Genomic DNA, 20,015 nt, shown 5'->3' with positions numbered 1-20,015 from the left:
TTTTCTCTACGAGAAAAACTGACTTGAAGACATAATGAAATAAGACGGAAGACCCTTCTTCCGTCTTATTTCTGGTCTCGAAACTCTGGAATCAATCGAATCCCGAACTCATCCTTATTTATTAATAATCCCCAACTCTTCGTTCCTCTACTGCTGGGCTTCCTTGTGGTTATCATAGATATTGACCGATAACTTAGCGATTTCTTTGAGGATAGAATGAGTCGGGATTGCCACAATCATCCCCAGAACGCCATGGATATTGCTGGATAAGAGCAAGAGTACCATGATGGTAATAGGATAGACCTTCATTACACCGCCAACGATACGGAGATAAAAGAAGATCATCGTTAGCAAAAGGACCTACACCAGCTGACTTTTATAAAACATCTGCCTCCTCCTATCAGTTATTTTATCCTAAATTTTGTTATAATAAAGGAGATTTAACGAAAGAGAGTAAAAATGGAAAAAATTATCAAACTAGAAAATGTAAGCTTGGCTAAGCAAGGCCGAACCATCTTAAGAGATCTCAACTGGCAGGTGAAAAAGGGAGAGCATTGGGCCATTCTCGGTCTCAACGGCTCAGGAAAATCTACTCTCCTGCGCTTGCTTATGGCTGAACATTGGAAGACTCAGGGCAAGGTGACGGTTCTCGGTACGGAATTTGGTGCTGGAGACATTCCTGAGCTGCGAACTAAGATTGGAGTAGTCGGCTCCTTCATTGCTGAACGCCTGCCCAGCCATCTCACATCTGAAGAAATCGTCCTGACAGGAAAGTATAAAAGCAGTATTCTCTACGCTCCTTACGGACAAACTGAACTGGATCAAGCTAGGGAAATGCTGGCTTCCATTGGCGGACAAGATTTGATTGGCCGGAGCTACACCAGTCTGTCTCAAGGGGAAAAGCAGCTCTTGCTGATTGCGCGCAGTCTCATGGAAAAGCCAGAACTGCTTATCTTAGATGAAGCGACCAGCGGTCTGGATCTCTTTGCCCGCGAGAGCCTGCTGGATCAAATTGGTATGATTACGCAAATGGACCAGGCTCCAACCATCCTCTATGTCACCCACCATGTAGAGGAAATCACTGCTGCTATGGATCATGTCCTGCTCCTAAAAGAAGGTGAAATTATAGCGCAAGGTCCTAAAGAAGATATTCTTCAAAAAGAGGTCATGGATCGCTTCTATCCTCAGCCAGTCGAGTTGATTGAGCTGGGAGAAGACCGCTATTTCATCAAGGTGGAGAACAGGTCCTTATGAAGTAATTTTCTAACACCATCTTCAAACTGGGCTAGTTTCTGATTCTGACCATGGCTGCGATTGTCTTGCTTTTCCTGTCTGGGCAGATTCTGCTGTCCCATACTTACATCCCTTTGAGGATTGCTGAGGGAGTTCAATTCGTCAGTAATCCTTGGTATTTCTACCCTATCCTCCTGTTCTCTCTCCTCAGCCTCTTTTTAATCCGGCCCCTGTTGGAAAAAGTTCAGACCAAGCATCTTTTTTGGATTTTGTCCCTCACCTGACTGATGCCTGTAACGAGATTTTACCTTGTTCTAAAACTACCATCTGAGAACACTTTAACATTTAACTTATCAAAGACAAGATCATTTTTTCCCAATCGCCTATATATTTAGAAACTATCTTTTCATTTAGGCCAACGATACTCACATAGTCTCCATTCTCCCAAAACTTTCGATTGTCATAATATAACCCCTCTTGTTCTTCAATCTGAACAGGAGGGGTTGTTTTGATTTGAAATGAATTATACTTAAATTTGTATTATTACTATTCTCATCACTTCATTTTAATCGTAATCAGCATACCGCCACCACGCTATTGTTGCAATAAGACCTAGAATACTGACCCCAAATAAACTGACAATGCTCCCAAAATTCAATAGTGCTTTTCCTGCAATACCACTTGCGAGTGCAGGAATCGCCCATGGAATGTATTTCCCAAAGTTAAGAGCAGAACCAAGCTGAGAAAAAATAATAGTAAAAATGATAAATGCCAATGGTGACAAATATCCCCGGCCTAAACAAGCAAAAAGAGCTACTGGAGTAGAGAGTATGATTGTAAAAGTAGTACAAAAACCAAAAGTAAGTACACCTTTGAAAATCACCGTTAAGCTACCGCCTTCAAGTCCAATCAGATTGCCAGCTAATAATCCCAATAAAAGTGCAAAAATTGATAGAATATAGCTCCATAGAGCGATAACGATAAACTTGGATAATACGATTGTATCTCTTCTTATCGGGAGTGCTAATAGGTCAATCATCGTTTTATCAGAATATTCTCTACCAAAAACCCAAGATGCTGTAAATCCAAAAATGAGCAATCCCCCAACAGAAATGACTTGTGATATGGTCATTAAGTATGACGACCAATCTGTTATCCTCATCATTTCCATTTTTGCAGAAATCAAACCAAGATTTTTGAAATTCTCTGGATATTTCATCATAGTTGCAAACAAGCCAACAATAAAAGGAACTAAACAGATAGAACAAGCAGTTACGATGGAAAGTTTTGATTTTATTAACTTTCTCCATTCAATTAAAATACAGGAACTAAGCTTTTTCATTCGAGATTCCTCCATTATAGTCATTCAGTATTCTTAAGAAATAATGCTCTAAATCTTCTTTTTCAACAATCAGTGATTTAGGTGGATAACCTGCATGAACTAGCAATGTAGCAATTTCTTCCGGATATTCCACAGATTTTTTATCAATTAGTTCTAAGAAATCGATATTATTTTCTGTGTCTGATTGAATGTTTACCTGATAGCCATGGTTAGATAATACTTCTTTCATAGCTTTATTATTAGAGCCACTTACTAATAACTTCTTTTCTAAGTACTGCTCTAATTCATTGCTTTCAACTTCTCTTATAAGTCTGCCCTCATGTATAATGACTATCCTAGTAGCAATTTTAGATATTTCCTCTAGATTATGACTTGAAATAAGAACAGTTGTACCTAGATGATTCGCCAATTCCTTTAATAGTTCTCTCACTTCAATAACTCCAAAAGGATCTAATCCATTTGTCGGCTCATCAAGAATTAGAATTTTAGGTTTATGAATAATCGCTTTTGCAATTCCTAAACGCGCAACATTTCCTAAAGAAAGATGCTTCTCCTGTTTATGTTCATATTGCTTTAGTTTTAATTTTTCAATTACCCAGTCAATATTATCTTTATTAACCCCTCTTAATTTACTAACGATTTCTAAATTTTCCCTCACAGTTAAGTCTGGATAAGAATAAGGCGTCTCAATAATATAACCTATTTCATTTCGAAGTTCTAAATTACTCAGATCTAACTTTTTTCCTTGGATATAACATTCTCCTGATGTAGATTTTATCAATCCTAGCATCATTCTCATCGTCGTTGTTTTCCCTGCACCATTCAGTCCTAAAAAACCTACTATTTCACCAGGTTTTATTGATAAATTCAAGTTGTTGACAACATTTTTTGTTCCATATCTTTTAGAAAGCTTTGCGGCTCTAATTGCTTCTTTCACCATTACCTGTCCTCCTTAGTAATTTGCTCCACAACTCCTTGTATGACTAACTTCAATGTAGTATCAAATTGTTTTTCGCCGATTTCCTCGATGTGTAGAATAGTCATAGCAATCGTTCTAAATAAAGCAGAGACGATTTCTACCGATACATTTTCTCTAATGTTGATTCGGGACACAATTTTTTTAACCATCCTATCATCTATCAGATGATGATTTGTTATCGCCTCTTTTGGCAATTTTCTTAGGAGTAATTCCATTTCATGATTTTTAAATATGGTATACATAAATGAATAGCGAAAATCTTGATAAAAATCATAAAGTAACTCTACCAGACGATTTGTATCTATCTTGGTTTCCATACCTAATTGTTCTGTCAGGCGATTCATAACATCTATTTGATATTCTTCTAAGACCGTAAAAAATAACATTTCCTTTGAAGAATAAAAATTATAAAAAGAACCTTTAGAAATATCTACCATTGCTGCCATCTGGTCAACTGTGGTTTTCTTAACCCCATATCTTTGAAGGCATTCCTTTGCAACTTTATGTAATTTCTTTCTAATTGCTTCTTTTTCTTCAGCAGTAAAAGCAGTAGCCATAACTTCCTCCTAAAAATCCTGTGACGTTTTTTGATTTTACAGTCATAGATTATCATATAAAATGAAAAATGTCAAAAGTCTTATATCTTCTTTGTAAGAAAATATAAGATTTTAAATTTACACACACCTTAATTCTCTTCTTTTAGGCCTAATTATTTGATTTTCACGATTTAAAAATAAGGATACAGTACTGCAAGCTCCTATTATCTGGCTTTTCTCTCTGTATCCTTATTGTATCTCAAGTTCCTTCTCCCAATCTCTCAATCATGACCAAGAAAGGCGGGTTGTTAATCTGATTGATGGTCTTGTAGAGGGCAAGGATGAAGTCCTGCTGAGGCAGGTAACTAAGATTAATCGAGCATTGTTCAAGCTGGCTTCTGCCAAGCACTGGCGATTTACTACTTCATTTAAAACAAACAAAACGATTGAGACANTGTCTCAATCGTTTTATTTAGCATAATCAACTGCTCGCATTTCGCGAATGACTGTGACCTTGATATTTCCTGGATATTCCAAGTTGTTTTCAATCTTTTCACGCACATCATGTGCCAAGATTGTAATCTTATCATCCTTGATTTTCTCTGGACTGACCATGATTCGGATTTCACGACCTGCCTGAAGGGCAAAGCTTGTCTTAACTCCTTCAAAACTGTTCGCAATTTCTTCCAAATCTTGCAATCGCTTGATGTAGCTTTCCAGCGACTCACTGCGAGCTCCTGGACGAGCTGCACTTAGAGCATCAGCTGCTGCAACGATGACTGCAATAACGCTCTCAGGTTCCACATCTCCGTGGTGGCTAGCAATCGTATTGATAACAACTGGATGCTCCTTATACTTGCGAGCCAACTCAGTTCCAATTTCCACGTGGCTGCCTTCTACTTCTCGGTCGATAGCCTTACCAATATCATGGAGGAAACCAGCACGGCGAGCCAAGTTCGCATTTTCACCCAACTCTCCAGCGATAACTCCAGCCAATTTGGCAACCTCAATCGAGTGGCGGAGAACATTTTGCCCGTAGGAAGTACGGAACTGCAAGCGACCCATGATTTTCATCAAATCAGGATGCAAGTTTGGTGCTCCGATTTCATAAGCTGCGGCTTCACCATACTCTCGAATACGGTTATCAATCTCTAAGCGATTCTTTTCGACCAATTCCTCGATACGAGCCGGATGGATCCGACCATCCTTGAGAAGAGCTTCCATGGTCATCCGGGCAATCTCACGACGAACTGGGTCGAAACCTGAAAGAGTAACTACTTCAGGCGTATCATCAATGATAACATCAATCCCTGTCAAGCTTTCAAAAGTTCGAATATTGCGACCCTCACGTCCGATAATTCGTCCCTTCATGCTGTCATCAGGAAGATGAACCGTTGAATTAGTCTGTTCAGCCACATAGTCACCAGCAATCCGCTGCATAGCTTGAACCAAGATATCCTTGGCTACCTTGTCCGAACGCTCTTTGATATCCTGCTCTGCTTCCCGAATACGAGTTGCAATCTCCTTGGACAGCTTGTCCTCGGTCTTGGTCAAGATAATCTCACGCGCTTCCGTCTGAGTCAGGGATGCTACCCGCTCAAGCTCAGCTTCTTTTTGCTGCTCTAGCTCAGCTACTTGTGCTTCACGCGCATCAATGTGTTTAGCTTTATCAGTCAGACTTTGTTCTTTGTGCTCCAAAGTCTTTTCCTTGTTGGTTAAATTATCATCTTTGCGGTCAAGACTACTTGCACGCTCTGTCAAGCGGCTTTCAATTTGTTTTAACTCTTGACGCTCAGACTTAAATTCTGCATCAACCTCTTCACGATATTTTCTGGCTTCTTCTTTTGCCTCCAAAAGTGCTTCTTTTTTAAGCGAACTGGTTTCGCGCATCGCTTCTTTGACAATCAAATCCGCTTCGCGTTCTGCCTGACCGCGTAAATTGGTTGCTTCTTGTTCAGCATTTAAAAGAGTAAGTTCCGCAGCTTCTTTAGATGCTTTCATCTTAACCGCGATTCCTACATACCCAATCACTAAACCAATGATGGCAGCAAAAACAAAAGCAGCTATCGTATATAAGCCCATGTTTTTACTCCAAATCTATTTAATTATTGAATTCAAAATTCCTTTTTATTCTATCATAAATAGCAGAAATTCACAAATCAATTTTTTGAAAAAGAAGCCTGATTTTTGCCTATTATTGGGCGAAAAGGCGCTAAATCAAAGAATTTAATATATAAAATTTTTTTATTTCCTAACTCTTATTTTTTTATGCTATAATCAAAAGGAAGTGTTTGAAATGTCGCTTTTGAAACCTGATCTCATTTTCAGGTTCCAATTTTAAAATTTTAAAGGAGAAACCATGTCTAAAGAAGTTATCGTTGAAAGTTTTGAGCTTGACCATACAATCGTAAAAGCACCCTATGTTCGTCTCATTGGCGAGGAAACTGGTCCCAAAGGAGATATTATCTCTAACTTTGATATTCGCTTGGTGCAGCCAAATGAAGACTCTATTCCAACTGCTGGCCTGCACACCATCGAGCATTTGCTGGCTATGCTTATTCGCAAGCGAATTGACGGTATGATTGACTGCTCGCCTTTCGGTTGCCGCACAGGTTTCCATATGATTATGTGGGGACAGCACTCAGCGACTGAAATTGCTAAAGTCATCAAATCTTGCTTAGAAGAAATCGCTGAAACGACTACTTGGGAAGATGTCCCTGGTACTACTATCGAATCTTGTGGCAATTACAAGGATCATAGCCTTTTTTCTGCCAAAGAATGGGCGAAACTCATTCTCAGCCAAGGAATCTCTGACAATGCTTTTGAGCGCCATGTCCTCTAAGCAGAGGGATTTTAATCTTCTAGGATTTTATTATTTGCGCTAAAAATTAACCCGCCCTTCTGGCAACAGAAGGCGGGTTTGTTCTTTTTATTCCTGCATAGCATAGCCAATGCCACGGACAGTTTTGATATAGCTGGTCTGCCCAGCAACGTCAATCTTACTCCGTAGGTAACGAATATAGACATCTACTACATTAGTCTCAGTGGCACCTTCATACTTCCAGACACGTTCTAGAAGCTGCTCGCGACTCATGACTTTTGGACTACTCATCAGCGTCACTAATAAATCATATTCTCGTCGTGTCAAGGCAATCACTTCCTCTCCACGATAGACGATATGATTTTTCAAATCAACTCGTAGATTGCGGTAAGCAGTCGGTGTTTTCAGCTTGCTACAATGCTGGTCAATAAAGTCCCGACCTCGAAAAATATCGGAGACCTTCTCAACCAAATCACTAATAATAAAAGGTTTGACGGTATAGGAAACAGCAAAGCGCTGAATCTCATCTGCATGTTCTTTGATCTCTTCACGGCTGGCTAAGACGATAATGACTGAGGCCGGCTTGAACAAACTCAGTTGCCTAGCAAACTCACTAGCGGTCATATCCTGCAGGTCATAATTAAGCAAAAATAGATCATAGTCATTTTCTCTAGCTAGTGCCAAACCTTGACTTCCTGTCTCAACTACATCCAAAAGAAATGCTTCCTTTTGCAGTTCCAAAGTCACAAATCGTGCAAGATTCTTTTCATTTTCTACTAATAAAATTCGCTTTGCCATAGGCCTATCCTATTTTTCGTCATACCAAGAGTAGTGGAATGTTCCTTCTTTGTCTTTACGTTGATAGGTGTGAGCACCAAAGTAGTCACGTTGTGCTTGGATCAAGTTAGCTGGAAGATCCGCTGAACGGTAGCTATCAAAGTAAGTAATGGCTGCTGAGAAAGTTGGTACTGGTACACCAGCTTGGACAGCAAGAGCTACGATATCACGCACTGCTTGTTGGTATTTAGCAGTAACATCCAAGAAGTATTCATCCAAAAGAAGGTTAGCAAGATCTGCATCGCGGTTGTAGGCATCTGTGATCTTTTGCAAGAAACGAGAACGGATGATACAGCCATCACGCCAGATAGATGCGATGTCCGCAAATGGCAAGTTCCAGTTATTTTCTTTAGAAGCCACACGCAATTGAGCGAAACCTTGTGCGTAAGAAATAATTTTTGAGAAGTAAAGGGCTTGACGGATCTTTTCGATCAACTCAGCCTTGTCTCCTTCAAACTTGAAGGCAGCTGGTTTTGGAAGCACCTTGCTAGCATGTACACGCTCTTCTTTGTAAGTAGAGATATAGCGGGCAAATACGGATTCAGTGATTAGTGACAATGGCACACCAAGGTCAAGCGCTGATTGGCTGGTCCATTTACCAGTTCCCTTGTTACCTGCAGCATCAAGGATGTAGTCTACGATTGGTCCATCTTGGCCTTCATCGTCTTTGCGGCTCAAGATATCAGCTGTGATTTCGATCAAGTAGCTATCAAGCTCGCCTTTATTCCACTCAGTGAAGATTTCAGCCATGTCTTCTGCAGAAAGACCAAGCAAGTGTTGCATGAGGTCATAGCTTTCTGCGATCAATTGCATGTCACCATACTCGATACCGTTGTGGACCATTTTCACATAGTGACCAGCTCCGTCAGGACCGATGTAAGTCACACATGGTTTGCCATCTTCAGGTGCTTTAGCTGAGATTTCCTCAAGAACATCAGCAACCAATTCGTAGGCTTCTTTTTGGCCACCAGGCATGATAGAAGGACCTTCAAGGGCACCTTTTTCACCACCAGAAACACCAGTTCCGATAAAGTTGATACCTGAGTTTGCCAATTCTTCATTACGACGGATGGTATCTTTGTAGAAAGTGTTTCCTCCGTCGATCAAGATATCGCCCTTGTCAAGGTGTGGAAGAAGAGCTTGGATAGTTGCATCTGTACCAGGTCCAGCTTGAACCATGAGCATGATACGGCGAGGTTTTTCGATAGATTGAACGAAAGACTCTACATCGTAGCTAGGTACAAATTTCTTTTCTGGATGGCAAGCAATCACGTCTTCTGTTTTTTCTTTGCTACGGTTGTAAATGGCAACTGTATAACCACGAGATTCGATATTTAGGGCAAGGTTACGACCCATTACGGCCATACCTACGACACCAAAGTTAGCTTTTGTCATTTTCTACTCCTATAATCTTAGTTGTTTAATCTGTTATATTTTAACATTTTTACATGGTAATGAAAAGTATTTAGCTGATAGAAATGCTTTTCTGATGGATGATAAACAAACAGCCAGAAGTTTCAACTCCCAGCTGTTTGGATATCATAGACACATTTGGATTTATTTCTCATCAACTTCGATAACCGCTTGTTCATCTTGTTTGAGCTTGTTGACAGTCATATTGACACCAAGTGCTCCAGCTAACAGTTGACGAATGTCAAAGCCTGCTCCTTGGGAAACTTGGTCAATACTCTGCATGATGTCGCCGACCATTTTAGAAGCATTGCCTTCACCATACATGGTGATCTTATCTACCTTAGTCAATGGCTCTGCCACCGCACGAGCGATTTCTGGCAATTTATCGACAATCATCTCCGTAATCGCAGCTTCCTGCATCTTCTTCATGGCTTCTGCTTTCTTGTCCAAACCTTGGGCTTCCGCTTCTAGTTTAAGACGAATGGCTTCCGCTTCTGCACGTCCCTTGGCTTCAATAGCTTCTGCTTCTTGTAGTTGCGCAAATTTCTCAGCCTCGGCTTGAGCCTTGCGGGCTTCGGCTTCTTTTTGTGTTTCAAAGAGTTCCGCTTCGGCCTGACGCTGACGTTCAATCAATTGCGCTTCTGCCGCCTGTTGACGGGCATATTTTTCAGCTTCGGCTTGCTTGCGGATATTGGCATCCAATTCCTGCTCACGGACCTTAACTTCCCGTTCTTTGACTTCCGCTTCTTTTTCCTGCTTCATGATGTTGGCTTCTGCCGCCACACGTTCTTGTTCACGACGCTGAATTTCAGCCTCAATCCCTTTAGCCGCGTCAGCTTTAGCTTGCGCGATATCCGCTTCCTGCTTGAGGGCTGCTTGTTTCAGTTTGAGTTCATTTTGCTTTTGAGCAATTTCCAAGTCAGCGGCCACGCGCTTGTCGTTAGCCAGCTTGTCCTGCTCAGCTTCAACTTCCTTGCGCTCACGTTCAGCCTTAGCTTTGGCAATCAGGGCGTCTTTCTTGATCGTTTCGACATTTTCAATACCGAGGTTGTCAATAACGCCGCCTTCATCAGAGAAGGATTGAACGGTAAAGGCAATGACTTCCAGACCCATCTTAGCCAAATCTGGCGCTACGTTATCTTGCACTTTAGAAGCAAATTCCTGACGGTCATTGACCATCTTGCGCAGTTCCATCTGGCCGATTACCTCACGAAGGTTCCCTTCGAGGACATCTTGGACAGAATTAGAAATATCTGTTGTATTCCAATTAAGGAAGTTTTCTGCCGCACGCTCAATCATTTCATCCGTAGTACCAATCTTCAGCTTAACAGCCGCATCGGCACGAACGTTGATAAAATCAAGTGTTGGAACAGACTCAGAAGTACGGACGTCTGTAGAAAACTGCTCAATATCCAGATAAGAGCGCTGCTCTACAAAAGGAATCATGAAGCCAGCCTTACCTCTCAAATGGCGCTGCTTACGCAGACCAGTAATAACGACTACTTCATTTGGCTTAGCATTGACATAGCCCTTAGCCAAAAGAATAATAAGCACAATGGCTGCAACGATTGCAAAAATCAACCAGCCTGGGATAAATAACATATCCATAGAAACTTCCTTTCTTTTCCAGAACAATAGACGAATGCATTGCCCAAATATATTTTTAGTTAGTATATCAAAAAATTAACAGTTTGCAAAATTTTTACTGCTACTCCTATCCAACTTCTGAAATGCCCCTCAAACAAAAAAGATAGCTCCTCATTCATCAAGGAAACTATCCATGTTTTACTAATCATTTCTTCCAAAGATACGAAGGATGCTGAGGAAGAGGTTGATAAAGTCAAGGTAGAGGCTCAAAGCTAGAGAAATAGCCCAGCCAAGACCTGCCTGTCCACCCGTTTGCTCATAAACGTAGCGAATCTTTTGATTGTCCCAAGCAATCAACCCCGCGAAAATGACAACACTGACATAGCTGACAATATAGTCTATCATGTCGCTACCCAGGAAAATATTGACAAAACTTGCAATCACAATCCCAATCAGGCCCGCAATCATAGCTCGGCCCATGCCAGATAAATCTTTTTTAATGATGACGCCCATGGCTGCCATGACAAGGAAAACAGCCGCACTAACTGCAAATGCTTTGAAAACTACGCCCCCTGTGTACATGGCCACAATGAAACTCATGGTAAATCCGTTTAGAGCTGAGTAGCTCAAAAAGAGAGGAAGAGCAGCTGGACTATTGCGGAGGCCTCTGCTGGAAGCTGACCAAACCAAGGCCAGCTCAATGAAGATAGCTCCATAGTAAATCCAGCTATAATGAAGCAAAATCTCAACTAGAGCTGTCTGGAAGGTCGTCAGCATTAGACCCGAAACCAGAGCAGAGATGGCAATTCCCATCCCAACAAATCCGTAGACCTTAGAATAAAAACTAGAAAGTCCACTGTTTTCTTGAATAATTGTATTGTTCATAACGTCTCCTTTTTATATTTTAACTTTTCATCATCTTTCGATGATACTTTTTACGCCCACTTAGCTTTTGTCGCCAAGGTGCCGTCGCTTCTTTGATCGCCCAATACTTGTCCACCATGGTCACAACGAATGACTCCTTGTAGCGGGGTGGTGCTAAGGTCGCTCCCCACATGTGCTTGATGATAATATCTTCTTCAACTCGATTGAGCTTGGTAATCTTACGGGCATTTCGAACTGCTAGGCGGGGATGTACCCAGGCATGGCTTTTTTTAAACTTGGTTTCGCGCCAGTCATAATAAAATAGATCATGCAGAAGAGCGCCCCGTGCTGTACTGCGGGCATTCCAGCCAAGTTTTTTAGCAATCTTATAACTAGTATAACTGACATTGATCGAATGTTCAAGCCTATTGGAATGAATATGATGCGTAATTCCTTTTAAGCGTTGGACACTGGGCTTCTCGATCAAATGCCCCACATAGGCCATAAATTCATCATCTTCTCTGTAAGGCATATCATCACCTCCATTTAGTTTTATTATAGAGAGATTTCTAAAAGCTAGCTTAAAGCAAACATCAGAATGCCGGCTGCCACAGCAACGTTAAGACTTTCAGCCTGCCCCTTCATGGAAATATGAACCAAAACATCAGCCGCATCCGTCATTTCTTGGCTGATTCCCTGACCTTCATTGCCCATGACTAGGAGGAAATCTTCATGTTTTTCGACCTTTTGATAATCCACAGAATCTTCTGATAAGGTCGAAGCCAGAATTTGTAAATCATTTTGACGAGCTAGAGCCAGCATATCCTCTCTGCTCACGCGATAAATGGGCAGATGAAAATGGCTACCTTGCATAGAACGCAAGGTTTTGAGATTGTAAATGTCAGCGGAGTGGCTAGAGATAAAAACTCCTTGATAACCCGCCGCATCCGCTGTTCGGATGATGGTTCCGACATTGCCAGGATCCTGCACATCTTCTAAAAAGAGGTAGGCACCTTCCAGCTTTTCTGGAATGTTTTGCTCCTCAAAGACTAATTCTGCAACGATTCCCTGAGGAGTCTTACTATCTGCCAAATCACTGAGAATCTCTGGAATGACAAAAATCGTCTGGGAAAATGCCGCCAAGCGCTCTTCGTACTCTGCCAAGGCAAAAATTCGCAGAATCCGTGCCTGACTGGCCAGAGCCTCCTCAAAAAGATGCCAGCCCTCAATCAAATACGACTCGCTACGATATTTTTTTTGATGCAGCTTTTTAGCTTTTTTTACCACATTATTGGCTTTTGAGGTTATAATATTCATAAATACATTATAACACAATCTAGCAGTTTTGAACTCATCCTCTAGACTTAGCTTCAGAGAAAATCTTGTCTCCAGCAAGCAACTGCTCGCTGCGCTATAGGCTGAAAAGCGAGTTTCAAACCGCTACAAAAGGAGGTAACGATGCAAAAAGTAAGAATGATTGCGCAAGGACGAGTCCAAGGCGTCGGCTTTCGTTGGGGCGTTTACTCCCTTGCTTTGCAGATTGGCGGGATTACAGGTCGCGTCTGGAATAATGACGACGGTACAGTCGAAATTTTGGCTCAAGCTGAAAGCTCTGCCCTCATGGCCAAGTTCATTCAAGAAATCCGCAAGGGTCCAACTCCTTTTTCAAAAGTCAGCTATTTAGATGTCACCATGGACAATTTTGAGTCCTATACTGACTTTAAAATTGCAAATTAGGTCTGGAGAACTATTGTATATTTCCTTAAAAAACAGTAGAATAGATAGGTATTATTTTTTTAGAAACAAAGGAAATGAACTCGTGAAAACATTTAAACGTATTTTATTCTCTGGAATGGGCTTGTCCCTCCTTCTATTATTGACAGGGTGTGTCGGACGAGACAAGGCCGGTAATCCTTCTGGTATTATTTGGGACGTGCTTGGCCAGCCTATGGCAGATAGCATCCAGTTCTTTGCTAAGAATTCAGGTCTCGGTTATGGTCTAGCGATTATTATCGTTACACTCATCGTGCGGCTGATTATTTTCCCACTGGGAATCTATCAGTCTTGGAAGGCTACTCTTCAGTCAGAAAAGATGAACTACTTCAAGCCCATCTTTGCCCCTATCCAAGAACGAATCAATAATGCCGAAACTCAAGAAGAAAAACTAGAAGCGCAGCAAGAACTTATGGCTGCTCAAAGAGAAAATGGTCTGAGTATGTTTGGCGGTATCGGCTGCCTCCCACTACTCATTCAAATGCCTTTCTTCTCTGCCCTCTTCTTCGCTGCCCAATACACAAACGGTGTAGCCAGCAGTACATTCCTTGGCATCAATCTTGGAAAACCTAGTCTAGCCTTGACTCTCATTGTCGGTGTACTCTACTACATCCAGTCACTTCTCTCCCTACATGGTATCGAAGATGAAACCCAAAAAGCGCAGATGAAGAGTGCAACTTACATGAGCCCGATTATGATTGTTGTCTTCTCCTTTATGTCACCAGCGGCTGTGACCCTCTACTGGGTAGTCGGTGGTTTCATCCAAATTATCCAACAATTCATCATTAACTACTTGATGCGTCCGCGGATTAGAAAGCAAGTAGCTGAAGAATATGAAAAGAATCCTCCGAAAGCCATGAGCAATGCTGGCCGCATCAAGGATGTGACACCAAAAGCGAGCCAAGCAATCACTCATAGCAATAAAAAGAAAAACAAACGCAACGCTGGTAAACAACGTTCTAGATAAATAAATTATCCATGACCCTCCAAGATTTCCCATCTAATCTTGGAGGGCTTTTTTCTATTCCCCTAACAATACTAAAAGAGAGTGGGACAGAAATCGGTAATTCGTTAGAATTCGATTTCGTCGTCCCACCTCCGCACAGTTGAGTAGGGCTGTAAAAGCTGATGAAATTAGCGTAGTAGAGCCCGATCAACCACTGCGTCTTGCTCGATAATCCAAAGACAATTGAGAGGCTAGGACTTTTGTCCCAGCCTCCTTTCTTAAACTTTTAATCAATATACTTCAATTTTCCACGGAAATCTTCTAGGCTTTCATAGCCTTTTTCTTCCATAATCGCCTTGAGTTCGGCGGTGATGCGCTCGAAGGCTGCCACGCCTTCTTTATGAAGGGTTGTTCCTACTTGCACCATACTAGCACCACAGAGGATATGCTCGAAGGCATCACGCCCCGTCAGGACACCACCTGTTCCGATGATTTGGATTTCCGGTTTCAGGCGTTGGTAAAAGGCATGGACATTGGCCAAAGCAGTCGGCTTGATGTACTGGCCGCCAATACCGCCAAAACCATTTTTCGGACGAATGACCACTGACTCATCTTCAATATAAAGACCATTTCCGATCGAGTTGACACAATTGACAAATTTGAGCGGATAGTTGTTGAAAATCGCGGCAGCCTGATCAAAATGTACAATATCAAAGTAAGGTGGCAGCTTGATTCCCAATGGCTTAGTGAAATAAGCAAAAACCTCTGACAAAATCTTTTCCGTCGTTTCAAAATCATAAGCAATCTGCGGCTTGCCAGGAACATTGGGGCAGGAGAGATTAAGCTCAGTAATCCCTTTAAATTCACTTGCCTGAACTTTCTTAAGAATGATGTGGGTTTCTTCTGGCGACATACCGACCAAAGAGAGGAAGAAAGTGCGATTTGGTTCGCTTTCCTGGAGTTCCAGCAGGTAGTCAAGATAGTAGTCTAAACCATTGTTGGGCAGGCCCATGGAGTTGATAGAACCCAATGGCACATCCTGATAGCGAGGCTCTGGGTTTCCCTGACGAAAGTCCAGCGTCGCCGTCTTTGTCACAAAGGTTCCTGCAGCAGAGTTTTTGACTTCTTCTAACTCTTCCACTGTCATACAAGCCACTCCTGCAGCATTCATCAGACAGTTGTCAAATTCAAAACCTGCAATTTTTGTCTTGGTTGTTGTCATTATTTTGACCTCTTATTCCTTAATTTTCTCTATTATATCATTAAAATTCTTCCTATAAAGGATTTATCCTAATTTTCTAGCAAAAGGTTCGGCATTTCCACCTAGAATCTTCAAAAAAATATTATGGAAATTTTCAGAAAATTCAACTTTTTTCTTTACACCCTAAAAAAATTCTGCTATAATGGCTCGTGTAATAAAATATAACAACAAAAAGGAGAACGATATGACATCTGCTAAAGACTATATCCAAAGCGTGTTTGCAACTGTGAAAGCTCGTAACGGGCATGAGGCCGAATTTCTCCAGGCGGTTGAAGAATTCTTCAGCACTTTGGAACCTGTATTTGAAAAACACCCTGAGTATATCGAAGAAAACATCTTGGCACGTATCACTGAGCCTGAGCGCGTGATTTCTTTCCGTGTTCCTTGGGTTGACCGTGATGGAAAAGTGCAAGTCAACCGTGGTTACCGTGTTCAATTTAACTCAGCTGTTGGACCATATAAAGGCGGACTTCGTTTCCACCCAACTGTAAACCAAGGGATCTTGAAATTCCTCGGATTTGAACAAATCTTTAAAAACGTCTTAACTGGACTTCCTATCGGTGGAGGTAAAGGTGGATCAGACTTCGATCCTAAAGGAAAGACTGATGCTGAAGTGATGCGCTTCTGCCAAAGCTTCATGACTGAATTGCAAAAATACATCGGACCATCACTTGACGTCCCAGCTGGTGATATCGGTGTTGGTGGACGTGAAATTGGCTACCTCTACGGTCAATACAAACGCCTGAACCAATTTGATGCTGGTGTCTTGACTGGTAAACCTCTTGGATTCGGTGGTAGCTTGATTCGCCCAGAAGCTACTGGTTACGGTTTGGTTTACTATACTGAAGAAATGCTCAAAGCAAATGGTAACAGTTTTGCTGGTAAGAAAGTGGTGATTTCCGGTTCTGGTAACGTAGCTCAATATGCTCTTCAAAAAGCGACTGAACTTGGCGCTACTGTTATCTCAGTATCTGATTCAAACGGCTATGTCATCGACGAAAATGGTATTGACTTCGACCTCCTTACAGATGTCAAAGAGAAACGCCGTGCTCGCTTGACTGAGTATGCTGCTGAAAAAGCAACTGCTACTTACCATGAAGGTTCTGTATGGACTTACGCTGGTAACTACGATATTGCTCTTCCATGTGCGACTCAAAACGAAATCAATGGTGAAGCGGCTAAACGTTTGGTTGCTCAAGGTGTTATCTGCGTATCAGAAGGTGCCAACATGCCGAGTGACCTTGATGCGATTAAAGTCTATAAAGAAAACGGAATCCTTTATGGACCAGCCAAAGCTGCCAACGCTGGCGGTGTAGCTGTATCTGCCCTTGAAATGAGCCAAAACAGCCTTCGCCTCTCATGGACTCGTGAAGAAGTGGACGGCCGTCTCAAAGACATCATGACCAACATCTTCAACACAGCTAAAACAACTGCTGAAACATACGGACTTGGTACTGATTACCTTGCAGGAGCAAATATCGCTGCCTTCGAAAACGTAGCAAACGCTATGATTGCACAAGGTATTGTTTAATTAGTCGATACATCCTATCGGAGGACTATCATGAACTTACGGCCAATAGAAATGAGAGACAATCCAGCTGTAGCGCAGCTCATTCGAGCTAGCCTAGAAGAATTCGGGCTTGACAAACCAGGAACTGTCTACTTTGATTCTCATCTGGATCATTTGGCCGACTATTATCAACAGCAAGAGAGGGCAGCTTACTTTGTTCTGGAAGACGAAGGTCAGCTGGTTGGCTGTGGTGGCTTTGCACCTGTTTCTGATAAGATTGCTGAATTACAAAAATTGTATGTCACTAAAAATAGTCGTGGCAAAGGTTATTCCAGTCGGCTGATAAAGCAGATTTTCCAAGAAGCACGTCTAGCAGGTTATGAACAGCTTTATCTAGAAACCGCTACTGAACTGGCTACGGCTGTGTCCATCTATCAACACTATAGTTTCACATCACTGCAACAACCACTTACTAACTCCGCCGGACATCCAGCTATGAATATCTGGATGATAAAATCCCTCTTACCAGATGAATAGATGTTAGTATACTCTGGTCGTCTCAAAGACATCATGACCAACATCCTCAACACAGCTAAAACTACCGCTGAAACTTACGGACTTGACAAAGACTACCTGGCTGGTGCTAACATTGCTGCTTTCTAAAACGTGGCCAACGCTATGATTGCGCAAGGTCCTGTTTAAGTACTATTTAACTATAACTCAAAGAAATCCGACTGCTTNTANAAGCAGTCGGATTTTTATATATCTAATTTTTCAAAAAATTTGCCTGCTGACTGCTTTTCTTTTAGCTTCTCAAGCAGCTCATTCTCCAGGAAAGGACTTAGTTCGTCAAAATCTTGGCAAACCTTAAAGACAGTTTCTCTGTCCAACTGGCCATAAGTTAGTTCGTAATAATCCTTCTTATGGTGCCAGTTCTGGTCATAGTTGACATCTGTCCGTTGATAGTAAACAATGTTTTGCTTCGGTGTCAGGTAAATCTTCTGCGTCAGAATGCTTTTCTGATCTTTGGACAGCTTGCTGCGGCTGAAAATCTTAACACCCTGAAAAATCTTGCGCTCATGGATACCTTGATTTGTGACTTTTAACTCAATTCTTTTGTAATGCATACTGATACCTCCAGAAACTACCTACATTATATCAGGTTCTGGTAGATTTTCAAGCAAAAATGTATCATTTCCAAAAGTCTTTCGTCGCCTCTAAAATTGCTTCTTCTGAACGAATCATATTGATTTGCATAATATTCTCCTTTCTTATCTTGTATTAGTATCCCCCTTCCCCAAGGTCAGGGTCAATAAGAAAATTGAATTTATATCAAAATTCTAGTAACTTTTTGAAACTCACTACAGTTGACAAAGAGCCTTAAAATCAGCTTGCTCATTTGAGCAGCTGATTTTTTGTCTATCAATGGATTGTGACACTTTACCGAGCTGACTCTTTCAAAAGAGTCAGATACTCCTCTAAAACTAGATGATGTTTTTGCATGTATTGGGCCGACTCTACGCCAACATAACGATAGTGCCAATTTTCAAAATTCACACCAGTAATATCGCTTTTCCCTTCAGGATAGCGCAGAATAAAGCCGTATTTAGGGGCAATTCTGCAATCTTATGTGCTACTTCATCATTCTGACCTTCTGGCTCACTCATATCAATCGCCAAGCCTGTCTGATGCTCGCTGGCGCCTGGCAGCTGGATCCGCTTTTGCACTTCTTGCTCCGCTTCTTGCCGAGATAAGCCCTCTTCTTCGGCCAAGGCTAGCGCTTCTTCATAGAGCTCTGTCTGCTCTGCTCGGCTACGATAACCCGAAATCAAGGTTTCTCCTGGTGCAATGGTTCGAGCTGCAGCTAAAAATTGTCTAGTGTTTTCAGCAATACGGCTATCTACCTGAATATCATCGATTTGGGTCAACTTAGGATGAGACTCTTCCTGTAAATGGTTACGATTGATTAAAGTCAACTCCCAATCATCAACAGACACCTTGGGTAAGTCAGAACTCTGGACTCCAAAACCATGATTAATAAAAGTTGGCAAGTCTTCATCCATATCTTGCACTCGCAATAGAGCAAACAGCAAACTGATCCCAATTCCTAGAAATAAGAGCCTATTTATTAGTCGAAACAAAGAGAGTTTTCTCTTTCTTTCATGGCGACCTCTTCTCAAGCCTTGTCCTCCAGCTCTTTCGCTCCAACTTCACGATAGGACATATCACCGATGGAAACAACCGAAAATTGTCCATCTTCATAGTCTACGATGGTCACACTACCATTGCCTAGGCCATGAGGTTGCATGCGATTAATAAGGTAGACAAAAGTTCCGATGGTCATGCCATGACTAACTACCAAAGCATTGCCACCGCCCGCAGCCTCCAGCTCCTCAGCAATCTCTGAGAAGCCTTGCCAAATTCGGCCACTGAGTTTTTCCCAATTCTCAGTCCAGCCAGCCGTGTCGACTTCTACTAAACCTTCTGCCAGCTCGGCATAGCTGAGTTGATGGACATGATCGATATTAAAGACCCTAGGCATGACCCCCATAAAGAGCTCGCCATCATAGCCACCATCAAAACTGCCAAAACACCACTCTCGAATGCGCTTGTCAAACCTATAAGGAATCTTTCCAGTCAAGCCCAGCTCTTCCAGAATAATTCCCATGGTCTGAATGGTTCGACCCGAATCACTGGATCTAGCTAGTTTAAAATCAATACCCGCTTTTCGCAAACCAATTCCTAGTTCATGGATGCCACGTTCACCTTCTGCTGTCAACGGACTATCACTCCAGCCCTGAGCTCGTCCGATTGTATTAAACATCGTTTTGCCATGCCGGATGAGGTATAATCTTGTTTTTGCCATACACTTCCCCCCTTATTCTCCTCTCATTATATCACGTTTCTGAAAAA

Annotated in this window: 20 protein-coding genes and 4 pseudogenes; 8 read left to right on the top strand and 16 right to left on the bottom strand. The window is 41.8% G+C overall.

Annotated features, from left to right (window positions below; translation table 11 throughout):
• Positions 1-147: 147 nt before the first annotated feature.
• A pseudogene (locus tag D8872_RS00195) lies at positions 148-333 on the bottom strand (AI-2E family transporter); the annotation flags it as partial.
• 126 nt (positions 334-459) lie between these two features.
• On the opposite strand from D8872_RS00195, the gene D8872_RS00190 reads away from it, so the two are divergent.
• On the top strand, positions 460-1,254 hold the full coding sequence (locus D8872_RS00190) for an ABC transporter ATP-binding protein (RefSeq protein WP_125389536.1): 795 nt from the start codon (positions 460-462) through the stop codon (positions 1,252-1,254).
• Between the two features lie 50 nt (positions 1,255-1,304).
• Positions 1,305-1,511: pseudogene (locus D8872_RS00185) on the top strand (beta-carotene 15,15'-monooxygenase); the annotation flags it as partial.
• Positions 1,512-1,798: 287 nt separating this feature from the next.
• On the opposite strand, the gene D8872_RS00180 reads toward D8872_RS00185, so the two are convergent.
• From D8872_RS00180 to D8872_RS00160, 5 genes and pseudogenes are all read right to left on the bottom strand, one after another.
• On the bottom strand, positions 1,799-2,575 hold the full coding sequence (locus D8872_RS00180; protein ID WP_125389534.1) for an ABC transporter permease: 777 nt from the start codon (positions 2,573-2,575) through the stop codon (positions 1,799-1,801).
• Positions 2,562-3,515, bottom strand: coding sequence for an ABC transporter ATP-binding protein (locus D8872_RS00175; RefSeq protein WP_125389533.1), 954 nt, complete (start codon positions 3,513-3,515; stop codon positions 2,562-2,564). The genes D8872_RS00180 and D8872_RS00175 overlap by 14 nt, the downstream gene beginning before the upstream one ends.
• Positions 3,515-4,111: a TetR/AcrR family transcriptional regulator gene (locus D8872_RS00170; protein WP_125389532.1), complete on the bottom strand. Its 597-nt coding sequence runs from the start codon at positions 4,109-4,111 to the stop codon at positions 3,515-3,517. Before D8872_RS00170 ends, D8872_RS00175 begins: the two co-directional genes overlap by 1 nt.
• Before the next feature lie 238 nt (positions 4,112-4,349).
• A pseudogene (locus D8872_RS00165) lies at positions 4,350-4,460 on the bottom strand (SAM-dependent methyltransferase); the annotation flags it as partial.
• 98 nt (positions 4,461-4,558) lie between these two features.
• Positions 4,559-6,172, bottom strand: a complete 1,614-nt coding sequence (locus D8872_RS00160; protein ID WP_061910604.1) for a ribonuclease Y — start codon at positions 6,170-6,172, stop codon at positions 4,559-4,561.
• 277 nt (positions 6,173-6,449) lie between these two features.
• Between D8872_RS00160 and D8872_RS00150 the strand changes: the two genes are divergently transcribed.
• Positions 6,450-6,932, top strand: coding sequence for an S-ribosylhomocysteine lyase (locus D8872_RS00150; RefSeq protein ID WP_125371867.1), 483 nt, complete (start codon positions 6,450-6,452; stop codon positions 6,930-6,932).
• Positions 6,933-7,019: 87 nt separating this feature from the next.
• Here the strand turns inward: D8872_RS00150 and D8872_RS00145 are convergent, their stop codons facing one another.
• The 6 genes from D8872_RS00145 to D8872_RS00120 form a co-directional block, all read right to left on the bottom strand.
• Positions 7,020-7,709: a response regulator transcription factor gene (locus tag D8872_RS00145; protein ID WP_062004390.1), complete on the bottom strand. Its 690-nt coding sequence runs from the start codon at positions 7,707-7,709 to the stop codon at positions 7,020-7,022.
• 9 nt (positions 7,710-7,718) lie between these two features.
• The gene (gnd, locus tag D8872_RS00140; RefSeq protein ID WP_048766212.1) at positions 7,719-9,143 is read right to left on the bottom strand and encodes an NADP-dependent phosphogluconate dehydrogenase; all 1,425 of its coding nucleotides are present in this window, start codon (positions 9,141-9,143) and stop codon (positions 7,719-7,721) included.
• Positions 9,144-9,305: 162 nt separating this feature from the next.
• Positions 9,306-10,769 (bottom strand): flotillin family protein, encoded by a 1,464-nt coding sequence (locus tag D8872_RS00135; RefSeq protein WP_125378834.1) that lies wholly within the window; start codon positions 10,767-10,769, stop codon positions 9,306-9,308.
• A 180-nt stretch (positions 10,770-10,949) separates the two neighbouring features.
• Complete coding sequence (locus D8872_RS00130; protein WP_045498897.1) at positions 10,950-11,633, bottom strand: Bax inhibitor-1/YccA family protein; 684 nt, start codon at positions 11,631-11,633, stop codon at positions 10,950-10,952.
• Between the two features lie 19 nt (positions 11,634-11,652).
• Complete coding sequence (locus D8872_RS00125; protein ID WP_125389530.1) at positions 11,653-12,144, bottom strand: HDIG domain-containing metalloprotein; 492 nt, start codon at positions 12,142-12,144, stop codon at positions 11,653-11,655.
• A 44-nt stretch (positions 12,145-12,188) separates the two neighbouring features.
• Entirely contained in the window at positions 12,189-12,929 is a 741-nt protein-coding gene (locus tag D8872_RS00120) for a TrmH family RNA methyltransferase (RefSeq protein WP_125389529.1), read from the bottom strand.
• A 141-nt stretch (positions 12,930-13,070) separates the two neighbouring features.
• Between D8872_RS00120 and D8872_RS00115 the strand changes: the two genes are divergently transcribed.
• Both D8872_RS00115 and yidC read left to right on the top strand, forming a co-directional pair.
• Positions 13,071-13,349, top strand: a complete 279-nt coding sequence (locus D8872_RS00115; RefSeq protein WP_048766204.1) for an acylphosphatase — start codon at positions 13,071-13,073, stop codon at positions 13,347-13,349.
• 82 nt (positions 13,350-13,431) lie between these two features.
• The gene (gene yidC / locus D8872_RS00110; protein ID WP_125389528.1) at positions 13,432-14,352 is read left to right on the top strand and encodes a membrane protein insertase YidC; all 921 of its coding nucleotides are present in this window, start codon (positions 13,432-13,434) and stop codon (positions 14,350-14,352) included.
• 265 nt (positions 14,353-14,617) lie between these two features.
• Here yidC and D8872_RS00100 read toward each other — a convergent pair whose 3' ends face one another.
• Positions 14,618-15,553 (bottom strand): dihydroorotate oxidase, encoded by a 936-nt coding sequence (locus tag D8872_RS00100; RefSeq protein WP_125389527.1) that lies wholly within the window; start codon positions 15,551-15,553, stop codon positions 14,618-14,620.
• 223 nt (positions 15,554-15,776) lie between these two features.
• Here D8872_RS00100 and gdhA point away from each other — a divergent pair, with 223 nt between their 5' ends.
• The 3 genes from gdhA to D8872_RS00085 are packed head-to-tail and all read left to right on the top strand — an operon-like array spanning position 15,777 to position 17,765.
• Complete coding sequence (gdhA, locus tag D8872_RS00095) at positions 15,777-17,123, top strand: NADP-specific glutamate dehydrogenase (protein WP_049505678.1); 1,347 nt, start codon at positions 15,777-15,779, stop codon at positions 17,121-17,123.
• 30 nt (positions 17,124-17,153) lie between these two features.
• Positions 17,154-17,639: a GNAT family N-acetyltransferase gene (locus D8872_RS00090; RefSeq protein ID WP_125371883.1), complete on the top strand. Its 486-nt coding sequence runs from the start codon at positions 17,154-17,156 to the stop codon at positions 17,637-17,639.
• Positions 17,640-17,765: an NADP oxidoreductase gene (locus tag D8872_RS00085; RefSeq protein WP_125371885.1), complete on the top strand. Its 126-nt coding sequence runs from the start codon at positions 17,640-17,642 to the stop codon at positions 17,763-17,765.
• A 95-nt stretch (positions 17,766-17,860) separates the two neighbouring features.
• Here D8872_RS00085 and D8872_RS00080 read toward each other — a convergent pair whose 3' ends face one another.
• The 3 genes and pseudogenes from D8872_RS00080 to D8872_RS00070 all read right to left on the bottom strand — a co-directional run bounded on the left by D8872_RS00080 (position 17,861) and on the right by D8872_RS00070 (position 19,968).
• Positions 17,861-18,229 (bottom strand): EXLDI protein, encoded by a 369-nt coding sequence (locus D8872_RS00080; RefSeq protein ID WP_125371887.1) that lies wholly within the window; start codon positions 18,227-18,229, stop codon positions 17,861-17,863.
• Between the two features lie 313 nt (positions 18,230-18,542).
• Positions 18,543-19,282: pseudogene (locus D8872_RS00075) on the bottom strand (M15 family metallopeptidase).
• On the bottom strand, positions 19,279-19,968 hold the full coding sequence (locus D8872_RS00070; RefSeq protein WP_125371891.1) for a histidine phosphatase family protein: 690 nt from the start codon (positions 19,966-19,968) through the stop codon (positions 19,279-19,281). The pseudogene D8872_RS00075 and the gene D8872_RS00070 overlap by 4 nt, the downstream one beginning before the upstream one ends.
• Between the last annotated feature and the right edge of the window lie 47 nt (positions 19,969-20,015).

It is taken from the genome of Streptococcus cristatus, from assembly GCF_003943815.1.
GTDB lineage: Bacteria > Bacillota > Bacilli > Lactobacillales > Streptococcaceae > Streptococcus > Streptococcus cristatus_F.
This window is presented reverse-complemented; position numbering and strand designations above follow the sequence as displayed.

Coding starts and splice junctions, on each gene's coding strand:
- D8872_RS00190 (WP_125389536.1), top strand. CDS start 460: ATGGAAAAAATTATCAAACTAGAAAATGTAAGCTTGGCTAAGCAAGGC.
- D8872_RS00180 (WP_125389534.1), bottom strand. CDS start 2,575: ATGAAAAAGCTTAGTTCCTGTATTTTAATTGAATGGAGAAAGTTAATA.
- D8872_RS00175 (WP_125389533.1), bottom strand. CDS start 3,515: ATGGTGAAAGAAGCAATTAGAGCCGCAAAGCTTTCTAAAAGATATGGA.
- D8872_RS00170 (WP_125389532.1), bottom strand. CDS start 4,111: ATGGCTACTGCTTTTACTGCTGAAGAAAAAGAAGCAATTAGAAAGAAA.
- D8872_RS00160 (WP_061910604.1), bottom strand. CDS start 6,172: ATGGGCTTATATACGATAGCTGCTTTTGTTTTTGCTGCCATCATTGGT.
- D8872_RS00150 (WP_125371867.1), top strand. CDS start 6,450: ATGTCTAAAGAAGTTATCGTTGAAAGTTTTGAGCTTGACCATACAATC.
- D8872_RS00145 (WP_062004390.1), bottom strand. CDS start 7,709: ATGGCAAAGCGAATTTTATTAGTAGAAAATGAAAAGAATCTTGCACGA.
- gnd (WP_048766212.1), bottom strand. CDS start 9,143: ATGACAAAAGCTAACTTTGGTGTCGTAGGTATGGCCGTAATGGGTCGT.
- D8872_RS00135 (WP_125378834.1), bottom strand. CDS start 10,769: ATGGATATGTTATTTATCCCAGGCTGGTTGATTTTTGCAATCGTTGCA.
- D8872_RS00130 (WP_045498897.1), bottom strand. CDS start 11,633: ATGAACAATACAATTATTCAAGAAAACAGTGGACTTTCTAGTTTTTAT.
- D8872_RS00125 (WP_125389530.1), bottom strand. CDS start 12,144: ATGCCTTACAGAGAAGATGATGAATTTATGGCCTATGTGGGGCATTTG.
- D8872_RS00120 (WP_125389529.1), bottom strand. CDS start 12,929: ATGAATATTATAACCTCAAAAGCCAATAATGTGGTAAAAAAAGCTAAA.
- D8872_RS00115 (WP_048766204.1), top strand. CDS start 13,071: ATGCAAAAAGTAAGAATGATTGCGCAAGGACGAGTCCAAGGCGTCGGC.
- D8872_RS00100 (WP_125389527.1), bottom strand. CDS start 15,553: ATGACAACAACCAAGACAAAAATTGCAGGTTTTGAATTTGACAACTGT.
- gdhA (WP_049505678.1), top strand. CDS start 15,777: ATGACATCTGCTAAAGACTATATCCAAAGCGTGTTTGCAACTGTGAAA.
- D8872_RS00090 (WP_125371883.1), top strand. CDS start 17,154: ATGAACTTACGGCCAATAGAAATGAGAGACAATCCAGCTGTAGCGCAG.
- D8872_RS00085 (WP_125371885.1), top strand. CDS start 17,640: ATGTTAGTATACTCTGGTCGTCTCAAAGACATCATGACCAACATCCTC.
- D8872_RS00080 (WP_125371887.1), bottom strand. CDS start 18,229: ATGCATTACAAAAGAATTGAGTTAAAAGTCACAAATCAAGGTATCCAT.
- D8872_RS00070 (WP_125371891.1), bottom strand. CDS start 19,968: ATGGCAAAAACAAGATTATACCTCATCCGGCATGGCAAAACGATGTTT.